Genomic DNA, 25,753 nt, shown 5'->3' with positions numbered 1-25,753 from the left:
TTATCACTACATAAATAATTATATAAATAATTTCTAAATAAGCAAGAAAAAACAAAAGAAAAACAAACGCTTAGTTTATTTTTCTTATCTTTTTTTCTTCAAAATTATGAAATAATTTTTTACTTAAATATATTTTGTAAATAATTGCTTCACTCTACCCTAAGCAATAAAATTGCTATCTGATAGATAAAAATTTAGATTTAATAAATATTTTACTTCTAATTTAATATTTAGCATTAAGTAAACTTACTACAAAATTACAATAATGAAAAACCAATATATTTTAAAGCAGTTGATAGTACTTTAATTGCTTTTCCAGAATAATTATTCATAGCATCATTATTACCCTGTCTTGCTGCTTGATCAATATAATCAGCACCCTCCAACAATAACTTTTTAGCTTGTACAATATCTGATGTATGCTCTACATCATTTAAAAATTCATATGCCTGACTAACAGATGGATATGCCAGTCTAATTAAATTTAATTTAGTAGTAACATCTGTTTGTTCAACAGAACTTCCTAATTGAAAAATTGCATAATCTGTAAAATCCATTGCCTGATGTCTAATATCATTTATATTATAAGAAATATATTTTAAAGCAGTTGATAGTACTTTAATTGCTTTTCCAGAATAATTATTCATAGCATCATTATTACCCTGTCTTGCTGCTTGATCAATATAATCAGCACCCTCCAACAATAACTTTTTAGCTTGTACAATATCTGATGTATGCTCTACATCATTTAAAAATTCATATGCCTGACTAACAGATGGATATGCCAGTCTAATTAAATTTAATTTAGTAGTAACATCTGTTTGTTCAACAGAACTTCCTAATTGAAAAATTGCATAATCTGTAAAATCCATTGCCTGTTTTTTATCATAATTAATATAATTTTCATCGTTTATATTAGCAGTTAAATTATTTTCCTGATTAACTGATACCACTGGAGTCACTACAGTTGTAGTTAATCCCACTATCCCTAATAAAGATATTAAATGTTTCATAAATAGTTTTCCTCTCATTTATCCCATCCCAACCCAACCTATGATAGACTTGATAGTTGATAGTTGATAGTTGATAGTTGATAGTTGATAGTTGATAGTTGATAGTTGATAGTTGATAGTTGATAGTTGATAGTTGATAGTTGATAGTTGATAGTTGATACTAATAAACTAAATTTATTAAATTTGATATTTATTAAAAATATAAATAATTATAACAAAAAAATCTTACTTAATATATTTTTAGTAAAAAAATTAATAATTTATATTATTTAAAAAATAAAGCTAAATAATTTTAAATAAGAAAAACAACCATTAAGGTTGTTTTATTGTTTGTTTGATAACAATTATTTAATAATTGATGTAACTGTTCCGGCTCCGATTGTACGTCCACCTTCACGAATTGAGAATTTTGTTCCTTCTTCAATCGCAACTGGGGCAATTAAGTTAACAGTCATTTCAACATTATCAGCTGGCATAACCATTTCGACACCAGCAGGTAATGTAATTGAACCAGTAACGTCAGTTGTACGGAAGTAGAATTGTGGACGGTAGTTTCCAAAGAATGGTGTATGACGTCCTCCTTCTTCTTTACTTAAAACATAAACTTGTGTTTTAAATTCTGTATGTGGTTTAACAGTTCCTGGTTTTGCCAATACCTGTCCACGCTGAATTTGTTCACGGTCAACTCCACGTAATAAGACCCCAACGTTATCTCCAGCTTTAGCTTCGTCTAATAATTTTCTAAACATTTCTAAACCTGTTGCAACAACTTTTTTAGTTTCTTCTGTGAATCCAATAATTTCAACTTCTTCGTTAATTTTAACAATCCCACGTTCAACACGTCCTGTTGCAACTGTTCCACGTCCTGTAATTGTGAAAACGTCTTCAACTGGCATCATGAATGGTTTTTCAGTATCTCTAGTTGGTTCAGGAATTCATGAGTCAACTGCAGCCATTAATTCAATGATTTTTTCTTCTCATTTAGCATCACCTTCAAGTGCTCTTAAAGCTGATCCTCTAATAACTGGCGTATTTTCTCCGTCAAAGCCATATTCACTTAATAAGTCTCTAACTTCCATTTCAACTAAGTCGATCATTTCTTCATCATCAACCATGTCACATTTGTTTAAGAAAACAACCATTTTTGGTACTCCAACTTGTCTTGATAATAAAATGTGTTCTCTTGTTTGTGGCATTGGTCCATCTGTTGCAGCAACAACTAAGATTGCTCCATCCATTTGGGCTGCCCCTGTAATCATGTTTTTAACATAATCGGCGTGACCTGGACAGTCAACATGTGCGTAGTGACGGTTTTCTGTACGGTATTCAACGTGTGATGTATTAATTGTAATTCCACGTTCTCTTTCTTCAGGTGCTTTATCAATATTGTCATATCCTGTTGCTTCGGCGAAACCTTTTTTAGCTAATACTGTTGTAATAGCAGCAGTTAAAGTTGTTTTACCGTGGTCAACGTGACCAATTGTTCCGATGTTTACGTGTGGTAAACTTCTATCAAATTTTTGCTTTGCCATTTTAATTTTTCCTCCTATAGTTATAGACAAATGTCATAGTTATTTTAAATTAATTTGTTTTACTTTGCAATCTTTTTTGTAAAAATGGTAGATTAAACCACTATTAGCAGCAGAAAATCAAATTATTCTGATTTTCCGGCTTTTTTAATAATTTCTTCAGTAATTGATTTTGGCGCATCTTGGTAATGTGAGAAAATCATTGTATATGTTCCCCGACCTTGGGTAAAACTTCGTAAATCAGTTGCGTATCCAAACATTTCTGATAATGGTACTTTAGCTTTAACAACTTGGGCATTCCCACGTTGGTCATTTCCTTCGATTTGACCACGACGAGATGATAAGTTCCCCATTACATCCCCATAGTATTCTTCTGGAACAATTACTTCAACCGCCATAATTGGTTCTAAAATAACTGCTTTTGCTTTTTTTGCAGCTTCTTTTAACGCTAAACTAGCGGCAAATTCATAAGCCATTTGTGATGAATCGACATCATGGTATGACCCATCGTATAATGTTGCTTTAATATCAATCATTGGATATCCCGCTAATTTACCATTCAGCATTGAATCTTCGATTCCTTTTTTAACTGACCCAATAAATTCACGAGGAATTTTTCCTCCGACAATTCCGTCAACAAACTCAAACCCTTTATCATGGTTTGGTTCAAATTTAATTCAAACGTGTCCGTATTGTCCACGTCCCCCTGATTGTTTAATGTATTTCCCTTCAACATCAGCACTATCTTTGAATGTTTCACGGTATGAAACTTGTGGTGCTCCAACATTAGTTTCAACTTTAAATTCACGTTTCATACGATCAACTAGAATGTCTAAGTGTAACTCACCCATTCCGGCAATGATTGTTTGTCCTGTTTCTTCGTCAGTTCAAGTTCTAAAAGTTGGGTCTTCTTCCGCTAATTTTGATAACGCTAAACTCATTTTTTCTTGATCAGCTTTTGTTTTTGGTTCTAATGCTAAACTAATAACTGGTTCTGGAAAGACCATTGATTCTAAGATTACTTCATTTTTTTCATCACATAAAGTATCTCCAGTTGTTGTTAATTTTAATCCAACCGCAGCAGCAATATCTCCCGCATAAACTTCTTCAATTTCTTCACGGTTATTAGCATGCATTTTTAATAAACGACCAATTCGTTCAGTTTTTCCTTTTGTTGAGTTTAAAACAGCACTTCCTTTTTTCAAGACTCCTGAATAAACACGGAAGAATGTTAATTTCCCAACAAAGGGGTCAGTCATAATTTTAAATGCTAACGCTGAGAATGGTTCTGAATCATCTGAATGACGTTCTACTTCTGTTCCATCGTCTAAAGTTCCTTTAATCGCTGGAATATCAACTGGTGATGGTAAGTAATCAATAACTCCATCTAACATTAATTTAACCCCTTTGTTTTTAAAGGCACTTCCACAAAAGACTGGGAAGAATTGTCCTGAAATTGTTGCTGTTCTAATTGCTGCTTTAATTTCGGGAACACTAATTTCTTGTCCGTCTAAGTATTTCATCATTAATTCTTCGTCAAAGTTCATTGCCGCTTCAATTAATTTAACACGGTATTCTTCAACTAAATCTTTTAAATCAGCTGGAATTTCGATTTCTTGTGCTTCTTCATTAGCTGAACCATCATAGTGGTAAGCTTTACGTTCAATAATATCAATAATTCCTGAAAACTGATCTTCAGCGCCAATTGGAATTTGCACTGGATGAGCATTTCCTTGTAAGCGTTCATGAATTGTTTTAACTGAGTATAAGAAGTCCGCCCCAATTTTGTCCATTTTGTTAACAAAAACAATTCTTGGCACATGGTAAGTTGATGCTTGACGTCAAACTGTTTCAGTTTGTGGTTCAACCCCTGATTGACCATCTAAGACAGCGACAGCCCCATCTAAAACACGTAATGAACGTTCTACTTCTACTGTAAAGTCAACGTGACCTGGAGTATCAATAATATTTAAACGAACATTTTTTCAGAAGGCAGTTGTTGCCGCTGAGGTAATTGTAATCCCTCTTTCTTGTTCTTGGGCCATTCAATCCATTTGGCTCGCCCCATCATGAGTTTCACCAAGTTTATGAATTTTCCCAGTATGGAATAAAATACGCTCTGTTGTTGTTGTTTTACCAGCATCAATATGCGCCATAATTCCAAAGTTTCTTGTATTCTCTAGAGAATATTCTCTTGCCATATTTTCTGTTTATCCTTTCTATTAATTCTTATCAACGGTAATGAGCGAAAGCTTTATTAGCTTCAGCCATTTTATGTGTATCATCTTTTTTCTTCACTGATCCACCAATTCCGTTTGATGCATCAATAATTTCATGGGCTAATTTATCAACCATGCTTTTTTCATTTCTTAAACGTGAATAATTAATTAATCAACGTAAGCTTAATGCGACTTTACGTTCTTCATTAACTTCGATTGGGACTTGGTAATTAGCTCCCCCAATTCTTCTAACTTTTAATTCTAAGTGTGGAGTAATGTTTGCAATTGCTTTGTTAAAGATTTCTAATGGTTCAGTATTAGTTTTTTCTTTAATAATTTCAAACGCTCCATATAAAATTGTTTGAGCAACTCCTCTTTTTCCATCAATCATTAATTTATTAACGGCACGTGTTACTAATTTTGAATTATACACTGGATCGGGAAGTACATCTCTTTTTTCGGCTTGATGTTTACGCATTTATTTTGCCTCCTTTCGTACTAATCATTTATTTTTTTTATTTAATTAAGCTTTTGCAGCTTTTGGTTTTTTTGTTCCGTATAATGAACGGCTTTGTTTACGGTTATTAACTCCGGCAGTATCTAATGTTCCACGAATAATATGGTAACGTACCCCAGGTAAGTCTTTAACCCTTCCTCCACGTATTAAAACCACACTATGTTCTTGTAAGTTGTGTCCTTCACCAGGAATATAAGCAGTAACTTCCATTCCGTTTGTTAAACGAACACGGGCATATTTACGTAACGCTGAGTTAGGTTTTTTCGGTGTCATTGTAGCAACACGAGTACATACCCCACGTTTTTGTGGTGATGTTTCATCAGTTACTTTTTTTTGTAAAGAGTTTAAACCACGGTTTAAAGCCGGTGCTTTTGTTTTTCAAACTTTATCTTTACGAGGTTTTCTAACTAATTGGTTAATTGTTGGCATCTTCTTGTCTCCTTTCACATATCCGAGTGTATCAAACAATACAATCCGTATATAATAATACAGAAAAATAGAGGTTTAGTCAATAAAAAATAAAATTATACTTGTAAAACCAATAATAGAACAAGCAATTAGAGTGTTTTTAATCAAAAATATTAATATTGATAATTTGATATTTCATACAGATAATGGTTTACAGTATTATCATAAAGATTTTATAGACTATGCTAATAAAAATAATTTCAAATTAAGTAAAAAGAAACCATATAAATTTGGTTACAACGCAATGTCACAAAATACATTTTATCATCTTGTTGTTGAATAATTACCTTATGAAGAATATTTAACAATGGAAGTTGTAATAATTGATATAAAAATGTATGAAAATTTTTATAACTTTGAAAGAATTCATTCTAAATGAAATAATGTTGCAATAAAATATTTGGTAAAATAATACTGACAATATTGGGCGCAGTAATTATTTTTACAAATTAAATAAAAATAGTTAACATTAGTATAAAAATAGTTATAATTTATTATAGGTGAAAAAATGTACAATGATTTAGAATTGTTTTTTAATAAACAACATAGAATAATAAATGCCAATTATTCCAAAGAATATATAAAAAAAAATGGCATTTTTCTTACACATGATCTAAAAATATTAGATGATTTAATTCAATTTCTATTTGAAACTTACCAAGAAAATGAAATATTGAATCTTAAATTCTTAGAACCATCAGTGGGTACTGGCAATATAATAATTTATTTTATTCAAGTTCTTAAAAATATGAATGTAAGTATTGATAAAATAATTAATTTTGTAGAAAACAATATTTTTATCAATGAATTAGATAATAGTATTCTTTCTATAGCAGTTAAAAATATAGAAAATTATTTTAGTAATATTTTTGGAAAAAAAATAAAACTTAAACATATATATAATATAGATTTTACAGATAAAGAAAAAATATCATCTACTTTTATTAACAAATTTGATGTTATTTTAGGTAATCCTCCCTTTGTATCTCTATATGGGAAAAATGGAATTACAAAAACTGAAGAAACAAGAAAAAAAATAATTAATGAATACACTCAGTTTCCAAATAGCATAATCAATGGTAAAATCAATATTTCCATGCTTTTTATTGAAAATTCTTTGTCTTTATTAAATGATAATGGCATACTCTCTTTTATACTTGACTCATCTTTTTTTGATAAACCTTTTTATTTTACAAGAAAATTTATATATCAAAATTGAAATGTGCATTCCTTATTTTTTAATTATTTCAACTTTATGAGTGTATATTCTGGCCAAATAATTATTAATATTAATAAAAAATCTAATAATGCAAAATTAGTTGATATTAAAAATAATACATTTTTTTACATAGAAAATGAAAGTATTATAAAAAATGATTATATAATTCCTTTAAAAAATCCTAAAAATCATATAGATATTTTAAAAAAAATATATAATAAAAGTAAGCCATTAAAAGAATTGTACAATAAAAAAATAATTAGAACTGGAACAATGTTACTAAATATGGAAAATGAATTTGTAAATAAAAAATGCGATAAAAATTCTTATGTTTATTATAAAGGATCAAAATCTTTACCAAGATCTTTCGAATTAAATGAAATTGGTCTTTTCTTTACATATGATAAGGAAAAACAAAATAAAATAAACGATTCTATAAAACATGAATTAACATTAAAAGGAATAAAAAATAAAAAAAGAATTGGTTTTGGTGAAAAAGAAATATATGATAATCCAAAAATTTTTATTAGACAATCAGCAAATAATTTAATTGCAGCTTTTGATGATAAAAAAAGTTCTTGTGATAATAGTTTATATATAATTTCTTTCAGAAGTAATTTTATTAATGATACTCGTGAATTAAAATTTCTTGTGGGTTATCTAAACTCAGAAATTGCCAATTATTATGCACGACTAAAAATTATTAAATTAATCCATGGTAAACAACCTCAAATGCGAATATCTGATTTTATAAACATTCCAATTTGTTATGATGAAAATATTAAAGAAAAAATAATAGATATGGTAGATATAATAATTAAAAATCCTACAAAAAAAAATAAAATTATAAATGATATTAATGTTTTACTTTACAAATTTTATGAACTTAATAATGAAAAAGAAATTACTCAAATTCGTTCACTTTAAATAAAATAATTCTTAGTTTTCATTTAATTTGTTTAAAATGCTTTTTTCTAATGCTTTATTTTTTTCTATAATTTCTAATTTTATTTGACTTAAAGATTTTAACATTTCATTTGACTTTTTAATTGATCTTTTGTGTGATTCCTCTACTTTTTGAAAAAATAAATTAATAAATTCTTCTCTTGTTCTATACTCTGAAACACTATTTGCATTAACTTGCAATTGTCCTGTAGGTGTTCGACGAAATGTTTTTTCAATATCTTTTAAAAAATATTGTTTAGTAAATTTACCATTATTATTTGAAACAAACTCAACATTACCATCATTATTATTTTTATAATATACATAAACATAAAGAATATAAAAATTCCCTTGTTTAATAAAAGAAATTACTTTATTAGCTGCACCTATATCAGGATTACTATCTAAAGAACCCTCATTAATTGCTTTAAAATCAATTCATATTAATTCAGTTATTCCTTTATATTTAAAATTAAATTTTATATCAAAACTTGACTTTGTATTTTCTTTAGGTGCTCCTATAGCATTTATTATATTAACATCAGATTTACTATATTTTATAAATTTATCTTCTAAAAAATCACTAATTTGTGCTCCTAATCTTGCTTTACCAATAATATTTGGCTTTTTGTTGTCATTAATAATTTTATTAATTATTTCATCAACTGAACTACGTATTCTTTCTTCAAATTCTCTTATACTCATAAAATTAATCTCCTAAATTAAGGATAACAATAATTATTATAAATTACAAGAATATCATGTTACATTAATTATATGGTACTTTGTAATAATATTACATATTTACCCTATAATTCCCACTAATACTATATAAATAGGATAAAAACTGGCCCCATTTTGTTAAAAAGGTTAGATAAAATCTAGTTTTTTAACGGGGCCAAGTCCATTATTGAAAGGGATAAACTTAGCCCTTTCTCAGCAACTTGGAAAGCCGAGTTCTGTTACACTATAAAATTATCAATTATAAATAAAAAGTATAGTACTAATTCAAATTTTAATTTAATAATCTATTAAAAACAAATATAATTAATTTGTAAGGAGAATATAATGCCTAGCACAATAAATGATTTAGATACCCAAATAACTAACTTAAAAAAGAAATAGAAAATTTGAAGAAAATAATTTATTCATTAGCATCTTCAACTGAGTTAACAATAAGAAATGTTGCAACCGCAGTTGATAAACAAGACCAAATGTTATTAAATATAATCAAAGAGGTAGATTGAAATATTAGAGCAGAAACATCAAATGCATTGCATAATATTACCATTAATCACAGTAATGTAAATTCAAAACTAAAGAGTGAAACTGAAACAAAATTAAGTAACCTAAAACAAGATATTTCAATAATAAAAGATAATTCTGATATTAGTCAATTTTACCATGATTCAATATATAAAGATTTAGAAAAATATGTCTCTATTAACTTAAAAATAAAAGATATTACATCAAAACAACTGGATGAATTTCTACATAACATATATTTAATAGAAAAAGACAAAACAAGAAAAATTGATGGTAAAGAAATAAAATTAACATTGCCCGTTTATATCAGACATTTTTCTCATCATCCTACTAATGAAGATAATGAAAAACCAAAAATAGAAGAAATACAAAAATCAATTTCTATTATTTTGAATATTTTGAATAATAAAAAATAAAAAGCAATAAATTAATTTACTGTTTTACACCTTTCCTTTTTCTATTCTTTTTACCAAGTCCTTTTTTTCTTTGAATTAAGGCAATTGATACTGTAACTATTCCAATTATAGATAATCCAACAACTAATGTAATAATTCATCACAAATTCTTTTTAGTAAAAATTATTATCTGGTTGTGGATTTGGATCGGGTGGAATTGTTGGGGTTGGATGAACTGGTTTACTAAAAAACTTGTTTTTTTAAACAATTTGAACATTTATAAAATGCCATATTTAATATCTCTACTTTCTATATGCTTGATGCATAACATTTTATACAACTTGGCTTTTCTAAGTTAAATTCCCCAGCAACAGTCAAAGATATTTTATCTTCTTCTGATATTTCTTCATTACATTTAATGCATTTCATATTAATTTTTTTATTTTAAATCTTTAAATAATTTTCTAAGTAAATTAATTGACATTCTCAACTGTTCTTCAGAAAATTTCTTCTTTTTTTGTTCTGGATGATGAATTCCATTACGTACAAATGAAATTATAGAACTATATTCTGTTTTCCCATGATTTGTTATCTTTTTGTGTTTGCTACTTTCATATAATTCCTGTCCAATAATTCAATCATCAAGTTCTTTAACTCTATACAATCTTAATTTGCTTTGTAATTCCTCGTAAAGTTCATTATGATAATCATTTGTCACAATATCAAACACTAGAAATCTTATTTCTGCAAAAGAATTATAGGTTAGGCATCTATCAGAATCATCAATTCTTTCAGTTTTTCTTTTGCCTTTTTTATCTTGAAATAAACGAATAATTAGTCAGTCCCCATCATCCATGGCTGCTTTTAAAACATTTTCTGAATGCGATGCTATAAATAACTGAATTATTTGATTACTTGATTTATCAATACTTTTAAATAAAAATTTATAATAATTTAAAATTTTTAACTGTCATTTTGGATGTAAACCAATTTCTGGTTCATCAATTAAAATAAAATCAGTATTACGTGAAATTGGATATTTAAACCTTAAATAAAGTAACCTCATTAATATTTCTTGTTCCCCAGATGATAATTTAGATGAATAATCTATAATATTTTTAGCTTTATGGTTTTGCATATAATCTTCTCTTTTGTTTTTTCTGAAAGTATCTGGAAGAGCATATTCCATACTTTCATCAAAAAATATACTTAGTCTATTATTATTAAAAATATTTTGGATATCAATAGATTTTAATTTATTAATTTTAAAATTTGATTGCATATAACCACTTACTGTATTTCTTCCATCCATAAAACCGCTGTCAAATTCTTTTAAAATTTCTTTATATTTTATATCACTGTTTAATAATCTGCTGTCAAATTTTCCAAATGATCCAATATTATTAATTCCTATTTGTGGGTTCGGCAACATTTTATTAAATTTTTCAATAATGTATTTACTATTTTGATAATTATCAATTTCATTAAGCAGCATACTTTTTCCTGCACCGTTTTCACTAACAAAAATTATGTTATTATATATATTATTTTGATCTATAATATTTAAATTTTCATCTATATTTTTACGAAAATCAATTTTCAAATTACCTAAAATTGGATGATTTTTAAATTGAATATATGGGATTTTCATATAAAATTCCTTTCAATAAAATTTTGGTGTTATATTAATTTATATTAATTCATTTTAGTTCATAGTTGTCTTTCCAAAACTGAATAGCTTCTTTTAACAGATCTTCCTTTATTTCATAATAACCTTTGGCACTTGGTCCTCTTTTATATTCCACTAGGGCTGGTAGTTTGTAAGTTAGTTTTCTATCCCCTCAGTTATTTCAATGTAATAAGTTGTTTCGATAAGCTTACCAAGATTTAGTTCCTAAATTATATCCGGCCTTATTAAGAAATTCAATCATTCTTGCATATCAATTGTGCTTGATATGAACTTTATTTATTGTTTCCATTTTATTAAATTTCTAAGCTAATCAAGGCTCTTCAATTAATATGTCTTTTCAAATTTCACTTAACTTATTAAATTTTATAGTATCAGTAATATCATAAAATATTATTAATTTTGGTGTTCAAGTAAATACAACTAAATCTTTTGTATTTCTCGCTTGTCTTTGCTCGGAAAACTCCTTTAAAATTCTTATGTCAGTAATTAAATCATAATTAAAGTTATTTTGTTGTAAAAAGTTTATAAAATCAGCTGGAATATAGTCATATAACACTGGTATCTTAGATTCATATTTCTTTAATAAATTACTAACAGAATTTTGTTCTAATTGATTTTCTAAATTTTCAATTTTGTTTGTTATTTTTATTAATAATGTTTCTAATCCTATAGGATCAGAGTTAAAATTATTCACTGTTGTATGTATTTCTGATTTACTAATTTTTTTAGCTTTTGTTCCATTGATTTTATCTTGATCTTTATTTCCAATATCTAGATTTGGTTCAACACTAATTTTGATTGCTTGATTATCTTTTGACATAATTTTTACCTAACTTTCTATACATATAATAAAAAATCTCTTTGCCAAACAACTTGGGATTTTTATTAATATTTTAAAATGTATCATTCTTTTCTCATGGAGATAATGCAATAACATTTTGTCCATCAAAAAATACTATTAATATTCCATCAAAAAACATATTTTTTTGATTATAATCATTAATATAATCATTAATTTTTTTTAAGCCCCTATTAATAATTTCTTTAATTTTCTCTTTTTTTGCAAAAGGAGTATCAATTGCAATAATTAAATAGTTAAAATCTTTTCTGGGATATTTATTTTTTCTACCTTTTTCAAGTTTTTCTAATAATTTTTTATATGCATGTTCCATAGAATGATAAACAATCCCCATATTTTTCCCTGGTGTTGCATGGATTTCTAAATTTTCAGTCTTAAATCCTTCAGTGACTAAAAAATCATTGGCTTCTTGAACACTATCTAATGTTGAAAGGTCAGTAGCTCTAGCAACTTCAATACCTATTGTTTTATTATCTTCTGTTTTAGCTAAAATATCAGTATTATCAATGTTTTCATCTGGTTGTCCTAAAAAAATTGATGTTTTTAATATTTTTTCTAAGCCATTGTATCTTGAATTTGAACGAAATGATGAATATTCAAAGTTTAATTTTAGGGCCATTAAATTATCTTTAAGTTTTCCAACTACTTTATCATATATTAACTTTTCTGCGTCTTTATTTTTCATAGTAAAAATATTGTTTATCATTTGATTTTTAAATTTATTATTTGCCATTATTTTTCTCCTTTTATCTTATTTAATTCCACCATGGCTTGAGCAAGTACCTTTTCCTGATGAATTTGATCAACTTCCATCTTTACACTGAGTATTGTGACCTGTACATGAACATTGGGTAAATGTTATTGAGGAAAATGGAATCATTGTTACAAATGATGCTATAAGTAAATATTTCTTCATAATTTCACCTACTCTCTATTTTTTTAAAATTTTAGACTTATAGATAATACTTGTTATACAAAAATTGCTATGAATATTGAAGTTAAAGCACCAAGTAGAGAGCAAATACTTATTGTTGTTGTGATAAAATATTGCTTTTTTTGTGTTCGCTGATTTTGCTGATATTGTTCTTCAAGTTTTTTAATTTTTATATTTGCTAATTTTAGCTTTTCTTTTTCAATGCGTTCAACTTTGGTTCAATGTTGTTTTTCAGTATTTTTATGATTCATTTCATTCATACGGTTCATTTGTTTCTCAAGTTCTTCTTTTTTCCTTCTCATGTTTGATGTCATATTACTCCTAATGATGTTGATGTATACTTTACAACTTATTCCCTTTCATACTATATTTAATAATTTAATCTGCTTTTGATACAAAGCATTTTATACAACTTGGTTTTTCAAAGTTAAATTGTTTAGCTAATATATCTTTTTCTGCAATAAATTTATTGCAATATTGACATTTTACATATCTAATTGGATTCCTTCCTTTACCATAAATAGTTTTAACATCCTTCCCAAAAAAATTACATTTTAAATCCTCATCACTTTTTTTGAAATACTTTCTTAAATTTTCTTTTTGGTCATTTGAATGTTCTTCATCTCAACTACATACTTTATAAGACCCAATAACTTTACTATCTCTAATGTTTATTGCAAAAACAAATTTAATTTTTTTATATTTATTTTTTGATAATTTTCAACCATATTTAACTCTTTCATAAATTTTATCCTTATTTTGTAATTTTTCATCACTAAGTCTAATTTTAAGACAGATGATATAAGAATCTAAATTATTGGTATCTTTTTTAATTATTTGATTTTCTTTTGCCATGTTTACAATTTCTACTTTCTATATGCTTGATGCAAAGCATTTTATATAACTTGGTTTTTCTAAGCCAAATTCTCCGGCAACGGCCAAAGATATTTGATTTTCTTGTGATATTTCTTTATTACATTTATAACATTTCATATTAATTTCCCTTTCCCAATCATAATTTTTTATTCTTCAAAACTGGCAGGTATTTTTTTCAATCAAACTACCCCATGTTCTACACATACTAATTTATTTTCAAATCCCTCATCATCTTTTATAACTTTTAATTCTCTTTTACATTCAATGCAAAAAGGTGCTTTCTTCTTATCTAATTTTGCATTTTTGATTTTAAACAAATCAATTAAAAACAAAATTAATTCTTCGATAAAGTTATCATGTAGTCGTTGTAATTTATTCATGTCTTTATCAATATGAGCGAAGGCCTTATTTCTCCAATCACATAATTTTTTAATATTATCTACATTACTAGAATAAAATTTATCTTGTTTTTCTTTATTAATTTCATTTTTATATATGGATATTTTATGATTTTTCCCTTTTCCAATTAAAGAAACCAAATTATTTGAAATTAAATAGTAATAACTTCTTTGTGTTGTTATAACTTTTATATGATCTTTCGTTGTATAATTGGAAATATCTATATTATTTTGATTATTCTGTAATTCAACATTTAAATTTCACGCAGATATAACTTCACATAACACTGCTGTCTGTAATTCTCTAGTTGTCATTTTTTTGTTCTCTATCATTATTTATCTCCATTAAATTTTTATTTTTTTATTATTATATTTATTAGTTTGTATTTATACTATCAATTTAATTTCTAAATGCTAAATTAAATTATTCTGAATTGCAATTTGTTTTTTTATAAAATTTAATGCTCAAATTAAATATTCTAAACTTTCATAAATTATTTTGCTTTCAAAATTTGATAGTACTTCATCATTTGCATGGGCAACTGACTGTTTATTTCTGACATCCTGAATTTCATCAATAATTTTTCCTAAATTTGAAATAATTTTTCTTCAAATATTACTCTTAAATTGTATTTTATTTACTAGATACTGATTTATAATCCCAAAAAGATTTTTAACATTGTCATCTTTTATTTCATTATCTAATTCTAATTCTTTTATTCATTCTTTTAAACAATTTGCTATATATGATCTCATTGAAATTAATGCAACATTATATTGGTTATTTGAAGATGATTTTCTTGCCTGTGCAAGCAAAAGATGTGAATCTTCTATTTTTTCAATACTTAAATTAACTGGATATACAGAATAAATTGTATATAAACATATAAAGTCTAAAAATTTATCTAAATTAATAGACAGTTTTGAAGTATGCATTATTGATAAATACATTTGAATAGTATTTGATCGTTCCAAGATTTTCACATAATCCAGAAACTCCAAATATAAAGAAGTATCTATTGAAAATATTACTTCATTAAAATCACTTCACGTTATTTTATTTTTCCTTCTAGATAATATAAAATATTCTTTAAATTTATGAAATATGCTTATTTTATCATTATCTAATGGATAGCTAAAAATTTTTTCAGTTATTGTTTTTCCTTTTTGATATTCTGAGTTAAGAGAAAATATATCTTTATGAATATTAATAAATATTTCTACCTCAGTTTTAGAAAAATTTATATCATTGTGCACAACTATATTATCCTTTACTATTTTCTAGTTCTTTTAATTTTAGTTTCATTTCAAGGATTTCTTTTTCAATTTTTAATGCTTCTAGATCTTTGCTATTTTCTTGTACAACTCCTGGTTTAACATAATAAGGATTATATTCAGGTGGAATAGCATCGGGATGACGAGTTAAAAATTCTTTAAGTAATTTTTCTTCCGTTTCAAGATCTTTACTAATTTCAAATGATTTACTAACAAAATTTTCTGGACCCACTAATTCTATTAATTTAAAATTATTTTTATCCACTTCATTATTAAACTTTTGTTTTTCTGCTAGTTTTTTATATTCTTTTTGATAATGTTTATCAATTGCCTTGTATCTTGTTTCGCCTCCAAGTAAACTTTTAATACCCATATTAAATCTCCTTTATAAATTAATAATGGTTAATACAGTTGATATTTGTTTTTATTATAATATAAAAAACTAGAATTTATGTAAATTTCTAGTTTTTCTTTTTAGATTTTTCCAATTTTTTAGTTTCACGTACTCGGATTTTTTCATCATTAGCCTTTTTAATCTCTTGTGGAATTTCCTCAGCACGTTTATAACATTTTCTGGCTTCTCCGCCAAATAGTTCTCCAGCTGAATCTCAACCAATACGAGCACTTTTTTTAACTGTTCTGCCTATTCCTACAAACGGTGTTGCTAAACCACTGCCAACTGATTTACCAAATCTACGAACGTATGTTAAAACTTTACTTTTTAGCATGTTATCTATTTTATTTAAAATAATTTAAACAAGTTTTACTAGAATAATAAAATTTATATTGACTTTTATAGAGGGATTATCAAGAAAATGAAAAGTTAAAGATAAATATTCTTTTAAAAATTCAGAAAAATTATTTTTTCCAATTATTTTACCTAAATATTTATAATATTCCACATTTGCCTTAATTTTATAATCATTATATAATCAATAACTTTTATTATTTAAAATATTATTTGCATATAAATTTGTTAAAAAAATAGATAGATTTTCTCTAATATTTTCTAAGTTATTCAAAGTATAATCATATTTATTTTCAGGTGTTAAAGAATCCTCAAATATTTCTCTAAAATAATTTATGTTTTCATTTTTAGTTACATTAAAATTAATTTGATAATCAATAAAATTATTAATCCACTCTTGTTTACTATATAAATATGTTTGTGTAAAGATTAATATTAAATTTTCATTTTTATATAGCAAATTGTTATTTTTGTCTTTGCTTAAAATGCAAAAAGCAAATTTTATTTTATAGGATTGATTATAATTAAAGCTAATATTTTTATTTAAAAAATCATTAGATTTTATTTTAATCAAATATTCGTTAGAATTAAAATGAAAATTACTCTCTATTTTTTTTATAATTATTTGATAAATTAGCATATTAATCAAGTATCGAGAATTATATAAAAAATGATCATCTATTTCTGAACTATTATTCAGTAAATTTTTAAAAAAGAAACCATTTTTATAATTAAATATATTATTTTTTCCAAAAAACAAATCTAAATTTTTTGAATTTAAATGAACTTTTTTATCTTCTGTATTATTAATATATTTAACGTTTAAATTTATAAAATTTAATAAAGTTAAAAACAATAATAAAAATAAGTAAATACTAATTATAAATCTAATTTTTTTTCTCATAAATCTCCTTTGCAAATTTTAAATATTATTATACTAGTTAGTAAATTTAGGTTTTACTAACTAGTATAATAATAAATTATTTAAAAAAATAAATAATAAAAAATCTATATAGGGCAATATAAAATTATCTAGTTTGGAAAAATATAGTAGTTTAAATATTTAAATATATATAGTAATTTTATAAATCTTTCTCATAACTTTTATTAATTCTTTTTTGCCCATTTTTAAATAAAAATGAAAAACATATTGTTGTTTCCGACTGCTAATTTTACTAAACAGTAATTGGCGTGACTTCACATTAAGTTGGATTTAATAAATTTAGCTATGATTTATATTTTTGATTAAAAATTAGGATAAAAAAATATTTTTATTAAGACAAAAGTTTTATTTCTAATATTTTTTTGATTTTGTTGGAAATTAAACATAAATAATATATTTTGGATTAGCGATTTCAATTATTTCAGATAGAATTAAGTGTACAAACATAATATTTTCTCTTAATCCTTCTACTCAATAATACTATTATATTTAGACACTAAAATCTTAAGTTGATTTATATCATAATTTAAAATTTTAACTTCCTCATCAAATTTTGATAATTTAATTTTGTTGTTTGCTGTTCCTTCAATAAAAATTGTTTTATATCCTAATGGCAGAATTTTTAAATTCTTTTTAGAAAAATCAGAAACAAAATCAAATTCTTTATCAATAGCAATTTTTTTACGACTAATTGGTAAAATCAAATTAAAATCATTAACATTAATTTGCTCTTTATTTTCAAAGTTATTTTTAATTTTTTTGATAAGTTCAGCTTTATATCTAACTTTTTTTAGATAAATTACTAAATAAATTTGGTATGGTACATACGAACCAAACAGTAAAATAAAGAAAGCACCCATTATAAAAAATAATCTAGAAATATCCCCATTAATATTATTAAAATTCCAATCATTTTGTTTTAAACCTATTATCATTGGTATTAAAAAACCAATTGTAAGGATAAAAAATATAATTAAATTAGTTAACAAAAAGAAATGCATTCTTCTTCTTTTTATTAAAACATCCGGATTAATTGTCTTAGACAAACTTTCAATTGAATTTTCAAATAAATCTTCAACTTCTTGATTTGTAAAATTACCAATACTTTTTTCGCTAATAATAACATCATCAAATTTATGATCAAGAATGGCTTGATTATAGTCATTTAAATATTCTCTAATTTTATTCATATCTTTACTTGTTTCTAAAGAATATTCCGAATTATTTGATAGACTATTAAATGAAAAATATGGAATTAACATTAAAGTAAAATAGTTTTTAATAAAGTTTTTTCTTTTAACATTATTTTTAAATTCAATAAAACTTAATTTCATATCTTTTTCATTTAATTGTTTGTAATCACGAATATTTATTAACATTTTTTTGATTTTTCTAATACTGCTATATAAAAGTGGTATTTTAACGCATAAAGGAATTAAAAAATAAATCACAACAAACAAAGCTGTTAATGATAGTACTGGTATTCAAACTATTTTATTATTTGTACTGACGACAAAATATTTGCCAATAAAAATAACCAATACATCTAATACTAATATTAAAAAGAAAGATATATATCATAATTTACCTACTTTAGGATTATTTAAACTTATCAAAATATTTTTTAAATTCTCTTCTGCTTTATTTGATATTAAATTTATATTATTGTTCATTATTTAATTCTCCTATCTTTATTTAATAAATTCGTCTTCATAATTATATCAATCAAAGTCTGATTTAGTTAAGTACATTTCAAGATTATTTATATTCATATTTATTTTTGTAAAAGAATTTTTTGCAAAAAATAACTTGTCTGTATTATTATAATTTAATATAAAATCATTATATTTATTATCAACAACTTGTCTTTGCTCTTGTATTTTTTTAGATAAAGTAGTTGATAAATCAGAAAATATCTTTGTATCAGTTGTTGAATTTAAGTAACTATATTTGTTTTTGGCAAATTCTTTGTATTTTATAATTTCAGAAAAATCTAAAATATTTTGATTGCTGATTTGTGTAAATTGAGAATCAATGAAATCAATATTATTCTGAGTATTATTTAATAAATTAATTTTTTTTGAAAAGTTAATTTTTTGTTCTGAATATAAATCAATTTTTTTATTTCATTCAATTACATTTTTATTCCCATTAGCAATTGCATCCTCTAGGCCAAAAATCATTTCCTTATAATTTTTATCAAGTTCAGAACCTTGTTTAAATTTATTTTCAAGTTCTTCAAACCCCGGTAACTGAGTTCCAAAATAATCTGCCGATAAAACTACTATTCCTAATAGAGCCATTATTGAAGCCGCTAGTTTAGCTGTTAATAATCGTGCTACACCCAAAACTCGTAAAATTATTTCTATCCCTTGCGTTAAAGCTTGTTGAACAATAGTTTTCTTAAACATTAAAGCAATGATACCGCCTAATTTTAAACCCCCTGATAAAATTCTAACAATATCAACTTGTTCATTAAGTATTATATCTTTTGCAATTACATCGACATTGTAAGCCAGCGAAGCGGTAAGTGCCAGACCAGCTAAAATAGCATAGCCTGATCCCAATCATGGCACCAATGCAATCCCAAGAACATTTGCCGCTACAGCAATACCATATAAACTTCCTGTTATATTCCTAAAAAGATCAATCTTGTCAAGAATTTTTTTAGATTCATTATAAACATTTCTCACTTCATTTAAATCATTTTGCAATTCAATTTCAACATTTTCTTTATTTATAATATTACTTTCCATTTCTTTTATGCCATTAATTGCATCTGAAATTAATTCGGCATATTTATTTTTTTTATTCTTTATAAAAATATCTAAAATAGTCTTTAATTCAATTGACGACTGTACTACTTTTAAAGCTGCTTCGTTATAATTACTAATTAAATTATAATCACTTAATTTCGCCCCAACACTTCATGCATAAATATCTTGATTAATACTTTGTAATCGAACTGTATTTAAGGAATTATTGTCTAATCCCGTTTGATATTGATAAACTTGTTGATAGTATTCGTAGACTTGTTGTAAGATATTTTTTAAAAGATAAATATCCTTGCTTACTTCTTCTGATGAAGCACTTTCTCAGACAAGACGTTGAGAAACACTATTCATAATTGCTGAATTAAGATCCATAAATTTATCAGATTCAACAATTTCATCACCATTTTTATATTTATATATTTTTTTAACCATATTGATATAATCATTTTTAAGGGGCTCTGATATTTTTGCTTTAATAAAATTTTCTTCAACTTTATCAATATTTATTCCTGGAATATCCATATTAAAATAATTATTTTGTTGATATCTCAAAATACAGCCTGTTACTGTCCCAACAGTTGTTAATGCTAAAGTAACTGAGCTACCAATAATTAATAACTTATTATATCTCTTTTTCATTTTTTTAATCCTTTACATTAATTGAATCTTAGATATGATAGATTTTTGAACCTAAAACTAAGGTGCAACTATCATCAAGGTTAACATGTAATAATGCCATTATTGTTTGTTCATTTTTAATACTAAAAATTACAACTCCATTTTTAATTAAGTAAAACATGTGATTAATATAATCAATTTTTAAATAATAGAAATTATTTTTGCTATCAATATTTAACTGTGATGAATATTTTTCAGTTTTATCTGGTAATAGTAATGGGTTTAATTTATTTGTATTAATTAAATCAGTCCCATCCATTATTAAACCTTCATTATTATATTGGTAATAATGATAGCCATATTTATCTATTCCAAATAAAAAATCATTATTTAAATTAATTTTAGCTGTGATTTTATTTTGTCACATTCGATATTGATATATTGTTTCATCACTTTTAATATACATAATATCAAAACTATTCATTTGAATTTGTTTAATTGGAAAATCTTTATCTAAAAAAATACTTAAATCCATTTTTTCCACGAGATTCTCATTCATCACATATAAAGAACCAATATTAAGTTTTTTTTCATCAGGCATATCACGAAAATAGGCCGATTCTGAATATTGGTTAATTGTTCCAATTGTTTGAAAAGAATTACCAATTCAACTATTTAATAAGTTTCCATTTTTATAAAAACTAATTTGATGTTGATTATTTTTTAATTCTTTGCATACTAATCAAAAATCATTTAAACCATCATAACTTGTTTTAAAATCTAAAATTTTAATTTTTTCATTAATTTTAAAAGTATATTTTGGATTAGTTAAATTTATATCATAAATACTAATTTCATCTGGATTAGTTTGAGTAAGTAAATGTAAATTATCATTATTGTCATAACTTGCAAATTGTATACTATTAGGAACTTGTTTAATCCCTTCGCCACTTGATGCTTCTAAAACCCCAATATTAACATTATTAATTAATCCTTTTAATCGTCTACTGTCTCTTTTACTTTTAACGGAAAAATTAAAACTTCCTAAAACTAATTGCTGATCATCTGGATACTGAGAAGACAAAATTTCTATATCCTCATTATTAATATATTTATCATATTTTTGAAAAAATATCATTAACTGTGAATTAAAATCACTGTACTTTATTGCTGATGTTAATCCTATTGTTTCTAAATATTTTTGAAATTCGGTTTGTATTGAATTATCTGATAAATTAATGCGATTATCTTTAATTTCTATTGAAAATTTTAAAATTCCTTGGAATCTTTGTTTTTCTATTGAATTATCTGGAGTAGTTACTACTGTCAATAAGCCATTATCAAGATAATCATTACTATTTATTTCATTATTGTTTTGTAAAACTTTAGCTTTTAAATATCTTGATGAATCCGTTGACTGTGTCAATTGATTAATTTGATTAAATAATAGCTCCGTAATGTCAAAACATCTGTTAGTCATATTAAAATTAAATTTATCTTTTTCTATTGTTAAAGTTTCTAAGTGAATTACTTTATCAATAATATTAATATATAATTGTTCATTTTTATCTTTTAAATATAAACTATTAGTTGAATCAATTTTAATTTGATATTTTAGACTTGTTAATTTTGTTTGATCATTATTAAGCTTATTATTTTTCTCATCAAATATTGTTATTCCAAAATCTGACTGTGATTGAGTTAAAGTAAAAACTTCATTAATTATATTTCTAATTTTAAAATAGATGTCTTTCCCAACATGGTTCAAATTATCTAGATTAATATCCATAAAAATATCACTTTGCAAATTAGACACCGTTTGCCTTTCATCACTTGCATTAACTACGATATTGTCAATTGAACCTGTTAAATAAATATTTGCATAATTATTTTTTTGGCTAAAAATTTCAATTATATAAGAATTATTGATGTCTAAAACTTCTTGTGATAATTCATTCTCATTATTATAAATTACATCCCCATGGGTAATAATAATATCAATAAATTGTCCCATTTTATAATTTGCATCATTAACTGCATTATAAATGTTTTTTTCTATTTTTTTAAACAAATCTGAAACAGTATTTCGAGAAGATAAAAATCATTTACCTGTATTATAATTGATTTGTCCTAAATCAATTCGATCATCTACAATGTCTAGCTTAAGTTCTAAAGTTCCTTTTAAGTAGTTACTATTTTCAATTGATTTTAAAACAATGGAATAAGTTCCAACAGTATTTATTTGATTAACTTCTTGTCCTTTTATATCATAATAATTTATTTGATAATCTTTTAATGTTAAATTACGAATTGAATTATTTAATATCCAAAATATTTTTGCACTAACTTCATTAGTATTTGATCTAACATACCCATAGGTTAAATCATCTTTTGAAAATAAATTTTTACAATCCTTCAAATCAACAATATTTGTTGGGGGCTTAAATTTATCATTGTTAATGTTAATATTTGGTGAACAAGAAATAATAGTTAATTGGGAATTACCTACTAATACAAATGATGATAATATTGTTAATATTTTTTTCATATTATTGGTTCCTTTCTGAGCATAAAAATTTAATTAATAAATATTAGAATTTCATTTTTTACTATCATTTTGATTCTTTATTCAAATTATTCAGCCAATAGAAAGAAAAGATATCCCAAGTATTGTAATAATAGGCAATATTATAAAAAGAATAATATTATCAATTCTTTGGATGATAAAGGCCTGTAAATATAATGGGTGGTAAAAATTTTCTGATAAAATTTTTACTTTTAAGAATTGAAAATAATCCAAGTCATTTGTATTTCAATTTCCAAGTAATATAGGGTCTCTAGTTTGAATCGAACCACTAACAAATGAATCTAACATAGACAAGTAATTTGAATATACATAGTACTCATAATATTGTAAACCTTTAAAATAAACCAATTCTCCTTCATTAGTTGACCATGAATATTCCTTATCTCCTTCTAAAAAATAATTTAATTGATCAATTAAACTATCTTTTTTATATGACAGAGAAATAAATTGTTTTATTGAATTGATATTAAGGTTTGCCCTTCACCCGCTGCTATAAACTGAAAAAATGGTATATTTTTTAATTAATTCAAATAATAATAAATTGTAGCTACTAATTATTTCTCATAATTCATTTTTTTCATCAAGGATTTTATTAAGATCTTGATTTAAAATGTCAATTTCTCTATCTTTATAGTATAAAGCTTGATTGTTATCTATTTTTAGGCTATGTCCAATTAATCCAACTATAATATTTTCAGTATTTTGATTAAAAACCTTAATTAGTTGAGGTTCAATAATAGTTTTATAGCCACTGAAATTTTTATTTAGATAATATTTATTTTTTAAAACATATTTAGATAATCCTTGATTCCAATTTTGTTGATATAAATTAGTTTGATAATATAAACCAAAAGGAGTTAAAGATAACACTAAAATCAAAAAAAATATTATAATAAATAGCAAACTATTAGTTAAAGTTCACTTTAAATATGCTATTTTTAAATAGCAACACAATAAAAAATTATTCATAAGAAAAAGTACTTCCTAAACATTTTATAATAATTAGTAACATATTAATAATTTTAATACAGTGATTTTTTAATTTTGGTAAAGCTATAGTTTTTTTAATTTTATCATGATTACTTAATATTTAAAATATTTTCTATTAAGATATCAATCATAATTCTTTAATAAAAAAGATTATCATTTCGATAATCTTTTTGGATATTAATATTTTCTCCTTTTGCTTGAATTCTGGCATAGATAATATCTTTTGTATTTTTTAATGCTGTTCCGACATCAATTAAATGTCCTAACATAATATTTTATTTTAATCCTTCTAAGCGATCAACTTTTTCTTTTTATTTCTAATTTAATATTAGTAATATTGATATAATAACCATAGTAATAATCAATAAAAATTGAAAAATAACACTTATATTAAAAGTTAAAAACTTTGTTTTAGCAATCCATGCTATATTTATAATTTGATTTAGTAAACTAATACTCCCTTCTATTTTTATGTTTAAATTATTAAGAAAGTAGATAATTTCTATTAGATCTGTATCTTTAATTTTTGCTCAAAATCTATAATGATAATAATCATTTCCAAACTTCTCTGCTATCTTGCTAATATCTTTTCTGCAGTTTTTTTTATTTTAAATACTATCCTAGGAATAAAAGAATATATCAATGAAAATAAAGCTAAAAGAAAGAAAAGAAAGCAAATTATAAATAATAATTTATTATGTCAAAAAATAAATAATTTTAAATTTATTATTTCAATAAATAAAGTAAATAAAGGCACTGATAATAAGCCTAATAGTACTAAAGCATAATAACTTTTTGTTTCAGCATGAGTATTTATTTTTATATTATTTTCTAAAATTTTATCTAGGTCAATCAAATAATCATTACTTTTATCTATCATTTGGATCACCTAAATAAATATATTTTTTAGAAGTTTTTTTACAATTTTTAGAAAATTTATTTGGCAAATTATTCCCAAAATTTTTATCCATTCCTATATATACTGGTTTTTTATACTTAGCATTTTTCAATGGCATAGATTGACAAATTTTTGTCGATACTGCAATGGAATTACCAACATATAATTTATTATTATATTGAGTGGGTAAATCTTTAACTTTTACTTCTGCAGTATTATCGTATGCAATACCAATTCCTGCATCAAATATTGTTTTATATCTTTCTTTAAATTTGATTATTAAGTCTGTAATTTTAATTGCTACTTCTAAAGTCTTTTCAAAAACCTCAGCATTATCATCAGCATAAGCAATTGCAATTAAACCATCTCCTGCATATATATAATTACTAAAAACTTTTTTATTTGAGCAAATTGAATAGCACTTTGAAATAAAACTGGAACTATCATAATAGGCTCATTTTTTGAATCAAAATTATTGTGAAATTTAGTTGAATTACGAATGTCTACACACAATGAAACAGTATTTTTATGAACTATATCGTCTTTTGAAAAATTATATAATAAATTACTCATAAATATATCTACTACTTTC

Annotated in this window: 26 protein-coding genes; 3 read left to right on the top strand and 23 right to left on the bottom strand. The window is 24.5% G+C overall.

Annotated features, from left to right (window positions below):
* Positions 1-257 precede the first annotated feature (257 nt).
* The 5 genes from SSYRP_RS00375 to rpsL all read right to left on the bottom strand — a co-directional run bounded on the left by SSYRP_RS00375 (position 258) and on the right by rpsL (position 5,707).
* The gene (locus tag SSYRP_RS00375; RefSeq protein WP_016340336.1) at positions 258-1,013 is read right to left on the bottom strand and encodes a hypothetical protein; all 756 of its coding nucleotides are present in this window, start codon (positions 1,011-1,013) and stop codon (positions 258-260) included.
* 344 nt (positions 1,014-1,357) lie between these two features.
* On the bottom strand, positions 1,358-2,545 hold the full coding sequence (gene tuf, locus SSYRP_RS00370) for an elongation factor Tu (protein WP_016340335.1): 1,188 nt from the start codon (positions 2,543-2,545) through the stop codon (positions 1,358-1,360).
* A 122-nt stretch (positions 2,546-2,667) separates the two neighbouring features.
* Positions 2,668-4,743, bottom strand: coding sequence for an elongation factor G (gene fusA, locus SSYRP_RS00365; RefSeq protein ID WP_016340334.1), 2,076 nt, complete (start codon positions 4,741-4,743; stop codon positions 2,668-2,670).
* A gap of 28 nt (positions 4,744-4,771) precedes the next feature.
* Complete coding sequence (gene rpsG / locus SSYRP_RS00360; RefSeq protein ID WP_016340333.1) at positions 4,772-5,239, bottom strand: 30S ribosomal protein S7; 468 nt, start codon at positions 5,237-5,239, stop codon at positions 4,772-4,774.
* Between the two features lie 45 nt (positions 5,240-5,284).
* Entirely contained in the window at positions 5,285-5,707 is a 423-nt protein-coding gene (gene rpsL / locus SSYRP_RS00355; protein WP_016340332.1) for a 30S ribosomal protein S12, read from the bottom strand.
* A gap of 133 nt (positions 5,708-5,840) precedes the next feature.
* Between rpsL and SSYRP_RS05200 the strand changes: the two genes are divergently transcribed.
* Together SSYRP_RS05200 and SSYRP_RS00350 are read left to right on the top strand one after the other, a co-directional pair.
* Entirely contained in the window at positions 5,841-6,029 is a 189-nt protein-coding gene (locus SSYRP_RS05200) for a transposase family protein (RefSeq protein WP_144060298.1), read from the top strand.
* A 225-nt stretch (positions 6,030-6,254) separates the two neighbouring features.
* Positions 6,255-7,892: a TaqI-like C-terminal specificity domain-containing protein gene (locus tag SSYRP_RS00350; protein WP_016340331.1), complete on the top strand. Its 1,638-nt coding sequence runs from the start codon at positions 6,255-6,257 to the stop codon at positions 7,890-7,892.
* A gap of 12 nt (positions 7,893-7,904) precedes the next feature.
* Here the strand turns inward: SSYRP_RS00350 and SSYRP_RS00345 are convergent, their stop codons facing one another.
* On the bottom strand, positions 7,905-8,615 hold the full coding sequence (locus tag SSYRP_RS00345) for a hypothetical protein (protein WP_016340330.1): 711 nt from the start codon (positions 8,613-8,615) through the stop codon (positions 7,905-7,907).
* A 425-nt stretch (positions 8,616-9,040) separates the two neighbouring features.
* Between SSYRP_RS00345 and SSYRP_RS00340 the strand changes: the two genes are divergently transcribed.
* Positions 9,041-9,592, top strand: a complete 552-nt coding sequence (locus tag SSYRP_RS00340) for a hypothetical protein (protein WP_016340329.1) — start codon at positions 9,041-9,043, stop codon at positions 9,590-9,592.
* A gap of 418 nt (positions 9,593-10,010) precedes the next feature.
* Here the strand turns inward: SSYRP_RS00340 and SSYRP_RS00335 are convergent, their stop codons facing one another.
* The 17 genes from SSYRP_RS00335 to SSYRP_RS00260 form a co-directional block, all read right to left on the bottom strand.
* Positions 10,011-11,222 carry an AAA family ATPase gene (locus SSYRP_RS00335; RefSeq protein WP_016340328.1) on the bottom strand — a complete coding sequence of 404 codons (1,212 nt, stop codon included), beginning with the start codon at positions 11,220-11,222 and terminating at the stop codon, positions 10,011-10,013.
* A gap of 340 nt (positions 11,223-11,562) precedes the next feature.
* Complete coding sequence (locus SSYRP_RS00330; RefSeq protein ID WP_016340327.1) at positions 11,563-12,081, bottom strand: hypothetical protein; 519 nt, start codon at positions 12,079-12,081, stop codon at positions 11,563-11,565.
* 73 nt (positions 12,082-12,154) lie between these two features.
* On the bottom strand, positions 12,155-12,853 hold the full coding sequence (locus SSYRP_RS00325; RefSeq protein WP_016340326.1) for a hypothetical protein: 699 nt from the start codon (positions 12,851-12,853) through the stop codon (positions 12,155-12,157).
* A gap of 236 nt (positions 12,854-13,089) precedes the next feature.
* On the bottom strand, positions 13,090-13,368 hold the full coding sequence (locus SSYRP_RS00320) for a hypothetical protein (RefSeq protein WP_016340324.1): 279 nt from the start codon (positions 13,366-13,368) through the stop codon (positions 13,090-13,092).
* A 64-nt stretch (positions 13,369-13,432) separates the two neighbouring features.
* On the bottom strand, positions 13,433-13,909 hold the full coding sequence (locus SSYRP_RS00315; protein ID WP_016340323.1) for a hypothetical protein: 477 nt from the start codon (positions 13,907-13,909) through the stop codon (positions 13,433-13,435).
* Positions 13,910-14,076: 167 nt separating this feature from the next.
* The gene (locus tag SSYRP_RS00310; RefSeq protein ID WP_169336066.1) at positions 14,077-14,643 is read right to left on the bottom strand and encodes a hypothetical protein; all 567 of its coding nucleotides are present in this window, start codon (positions 14,641-14,643) and stop codon (positions 14,077-14,079) included.
* Positions 14,644-14,742: 99 nt separating this feature from the next.
* The gene (locus SSYRP_RS00305; RefSeq protein ID WP_016340320.1) at positions 14,743-15,585 is read right to left on the bottom strand and encodes an abortive infection family protein; all 843 of its coding nucleotides are present in this window, start codon (positions 15,583-15,585) and stop codon (positions 14,743-14,745) included.
* Between the two features lie 7 nt (positions 15,586-15,592).
* Positions 15,593-15,976 (bottom strand): hypothetical protein, encoded by a 384-nt coding sequence (locus SSYRP_RS00300; RefSeq protein WP_016340319.1) that lies wholly within the window; start codon positions 15,974-15,976, stop codon positions 15,593-15,595.
* Between the two features lie 88 nt (positions 15,977-16,064).
* The gene (locus SSYRP_RS00295) at positions 16,065-16,331 is read right to left on the bottom strand and encodes a hypothetical protein (protein WP_016340318.1); all 267 of its coding nucleotides are present in this window, start codon (positions 16,329-16,331) and stop codon (positions 16,065-16,067) included.
* A 24-nt stretch (positions 16,332-16,355) separates the two neighbouring features.
* Positions 16,356-17,207 (bottom strand): hypothetical protein, encoded by an 852-nt coding sequence (locus tag SSYRP_RS00290; protein ID WP_144060297.1) that lies wholly within the window; start codon positions 17,205-17,207, stop codon positions 16,356-16,358.
* A gap of 554 nt (positions 17,208-17,761) precedes the next feature.
* Entirely contained in the window at positions 17,762-18,967 is a 1,206-nt protein-coding gene (locus SSYRP_RS00285) for a hypothetical protein (RefSeq protein ID WP_016340316.1), read from the bottom strand.
* An 18-nt stretch (positions 18,968-18,985) separates the two neighbouring features.
* The gene (locus tag SSYRP_RS00280; RefSeq protein WP_016340315.1) at positions 18,986-20,707 is read right to left on the bottom strand and encodes a hypothetical protein; all 1,722 of its coding nucleotides are present in this window, start codon (positions 20,705-20,707) and stop codon (positions 18,986-18,988) included.
* Between the two features lie 28 nt (positions 20,708-20,735).
* Positions 20,736-23,234, bottom strand: coding sequence for a lipoprotein (locus tag SSYRP_RS00275; RefSeq protein WP_016340314.1), 2,499 nt, complete (start codon positions 23,232-23,234; stop codon positions 20,736-20,738).
* A 33-nt stretch (positions 23,235-23,267) separates the two neighbouring features.
* Complete coding sequence (locus SSYRP_RS00270; RefSeq protein WP_016340313.1) at positions 23,268-24,242, bottom strand: hypothetical protein; 975 nt, start codon at positions 24,240-24,242, stop codon at positions 23,268-23,270.
* Positions 24,243-24,400: 158 nt separating this feature from the next.
* Positions 24,401-24,532 (bottom strand): hypothetical protein, encoded by a 132-nt coding sequence (locus tag SSYRP_RS05325; protein ID WP_016340312.1) that lies wholly within the window; start codon positions 24,530-24,532, stop codon positions 24,401-24,403.
* Positions 24,533-24,834: 302 nt separating this feature from the next.
* Positions 24,835-25,143 (bottom strand): hypothetical protein, encoded by a 309-nt coding sequence (locus SSYRP_RS00265; RefSeq protein ID WP_016340311.1) that lies wholly within the window; start codon positions 25,141-25,143, stop codon positions 24,835-24,837.
* Positions 25,144-25,518: 375 nt separating this feature from the next.
* A complete protein-coding gene (locus SSYRP_RS00260; RefSeq protein ID WP_016340310.1) occupies positions 25,519-25,734 on the bottom strand; it encodes a hypothetical protein in 216 nt (71 codons plus the stop codon).
* Positions 25,735-25,753: the final 19 nt, after the last annotated feature.

The sequence above is a fragment of the Spiroplasma syrphidicola EA-1 genome, assembly GCF_000400955.1.
In the GTDB taxonomy this organism is placed as follows: Bacteria; Bacillota_I; Bacilli_A; order Mycoplasmatales; family Mycoplasmataceae; genus Spiroplasma; species Spiroplasma syrphidicola.
Note: the sequence above shows the minus strand (reverse complement) of the source record. Positions and strands in the feature narration are given on the sequence as shown.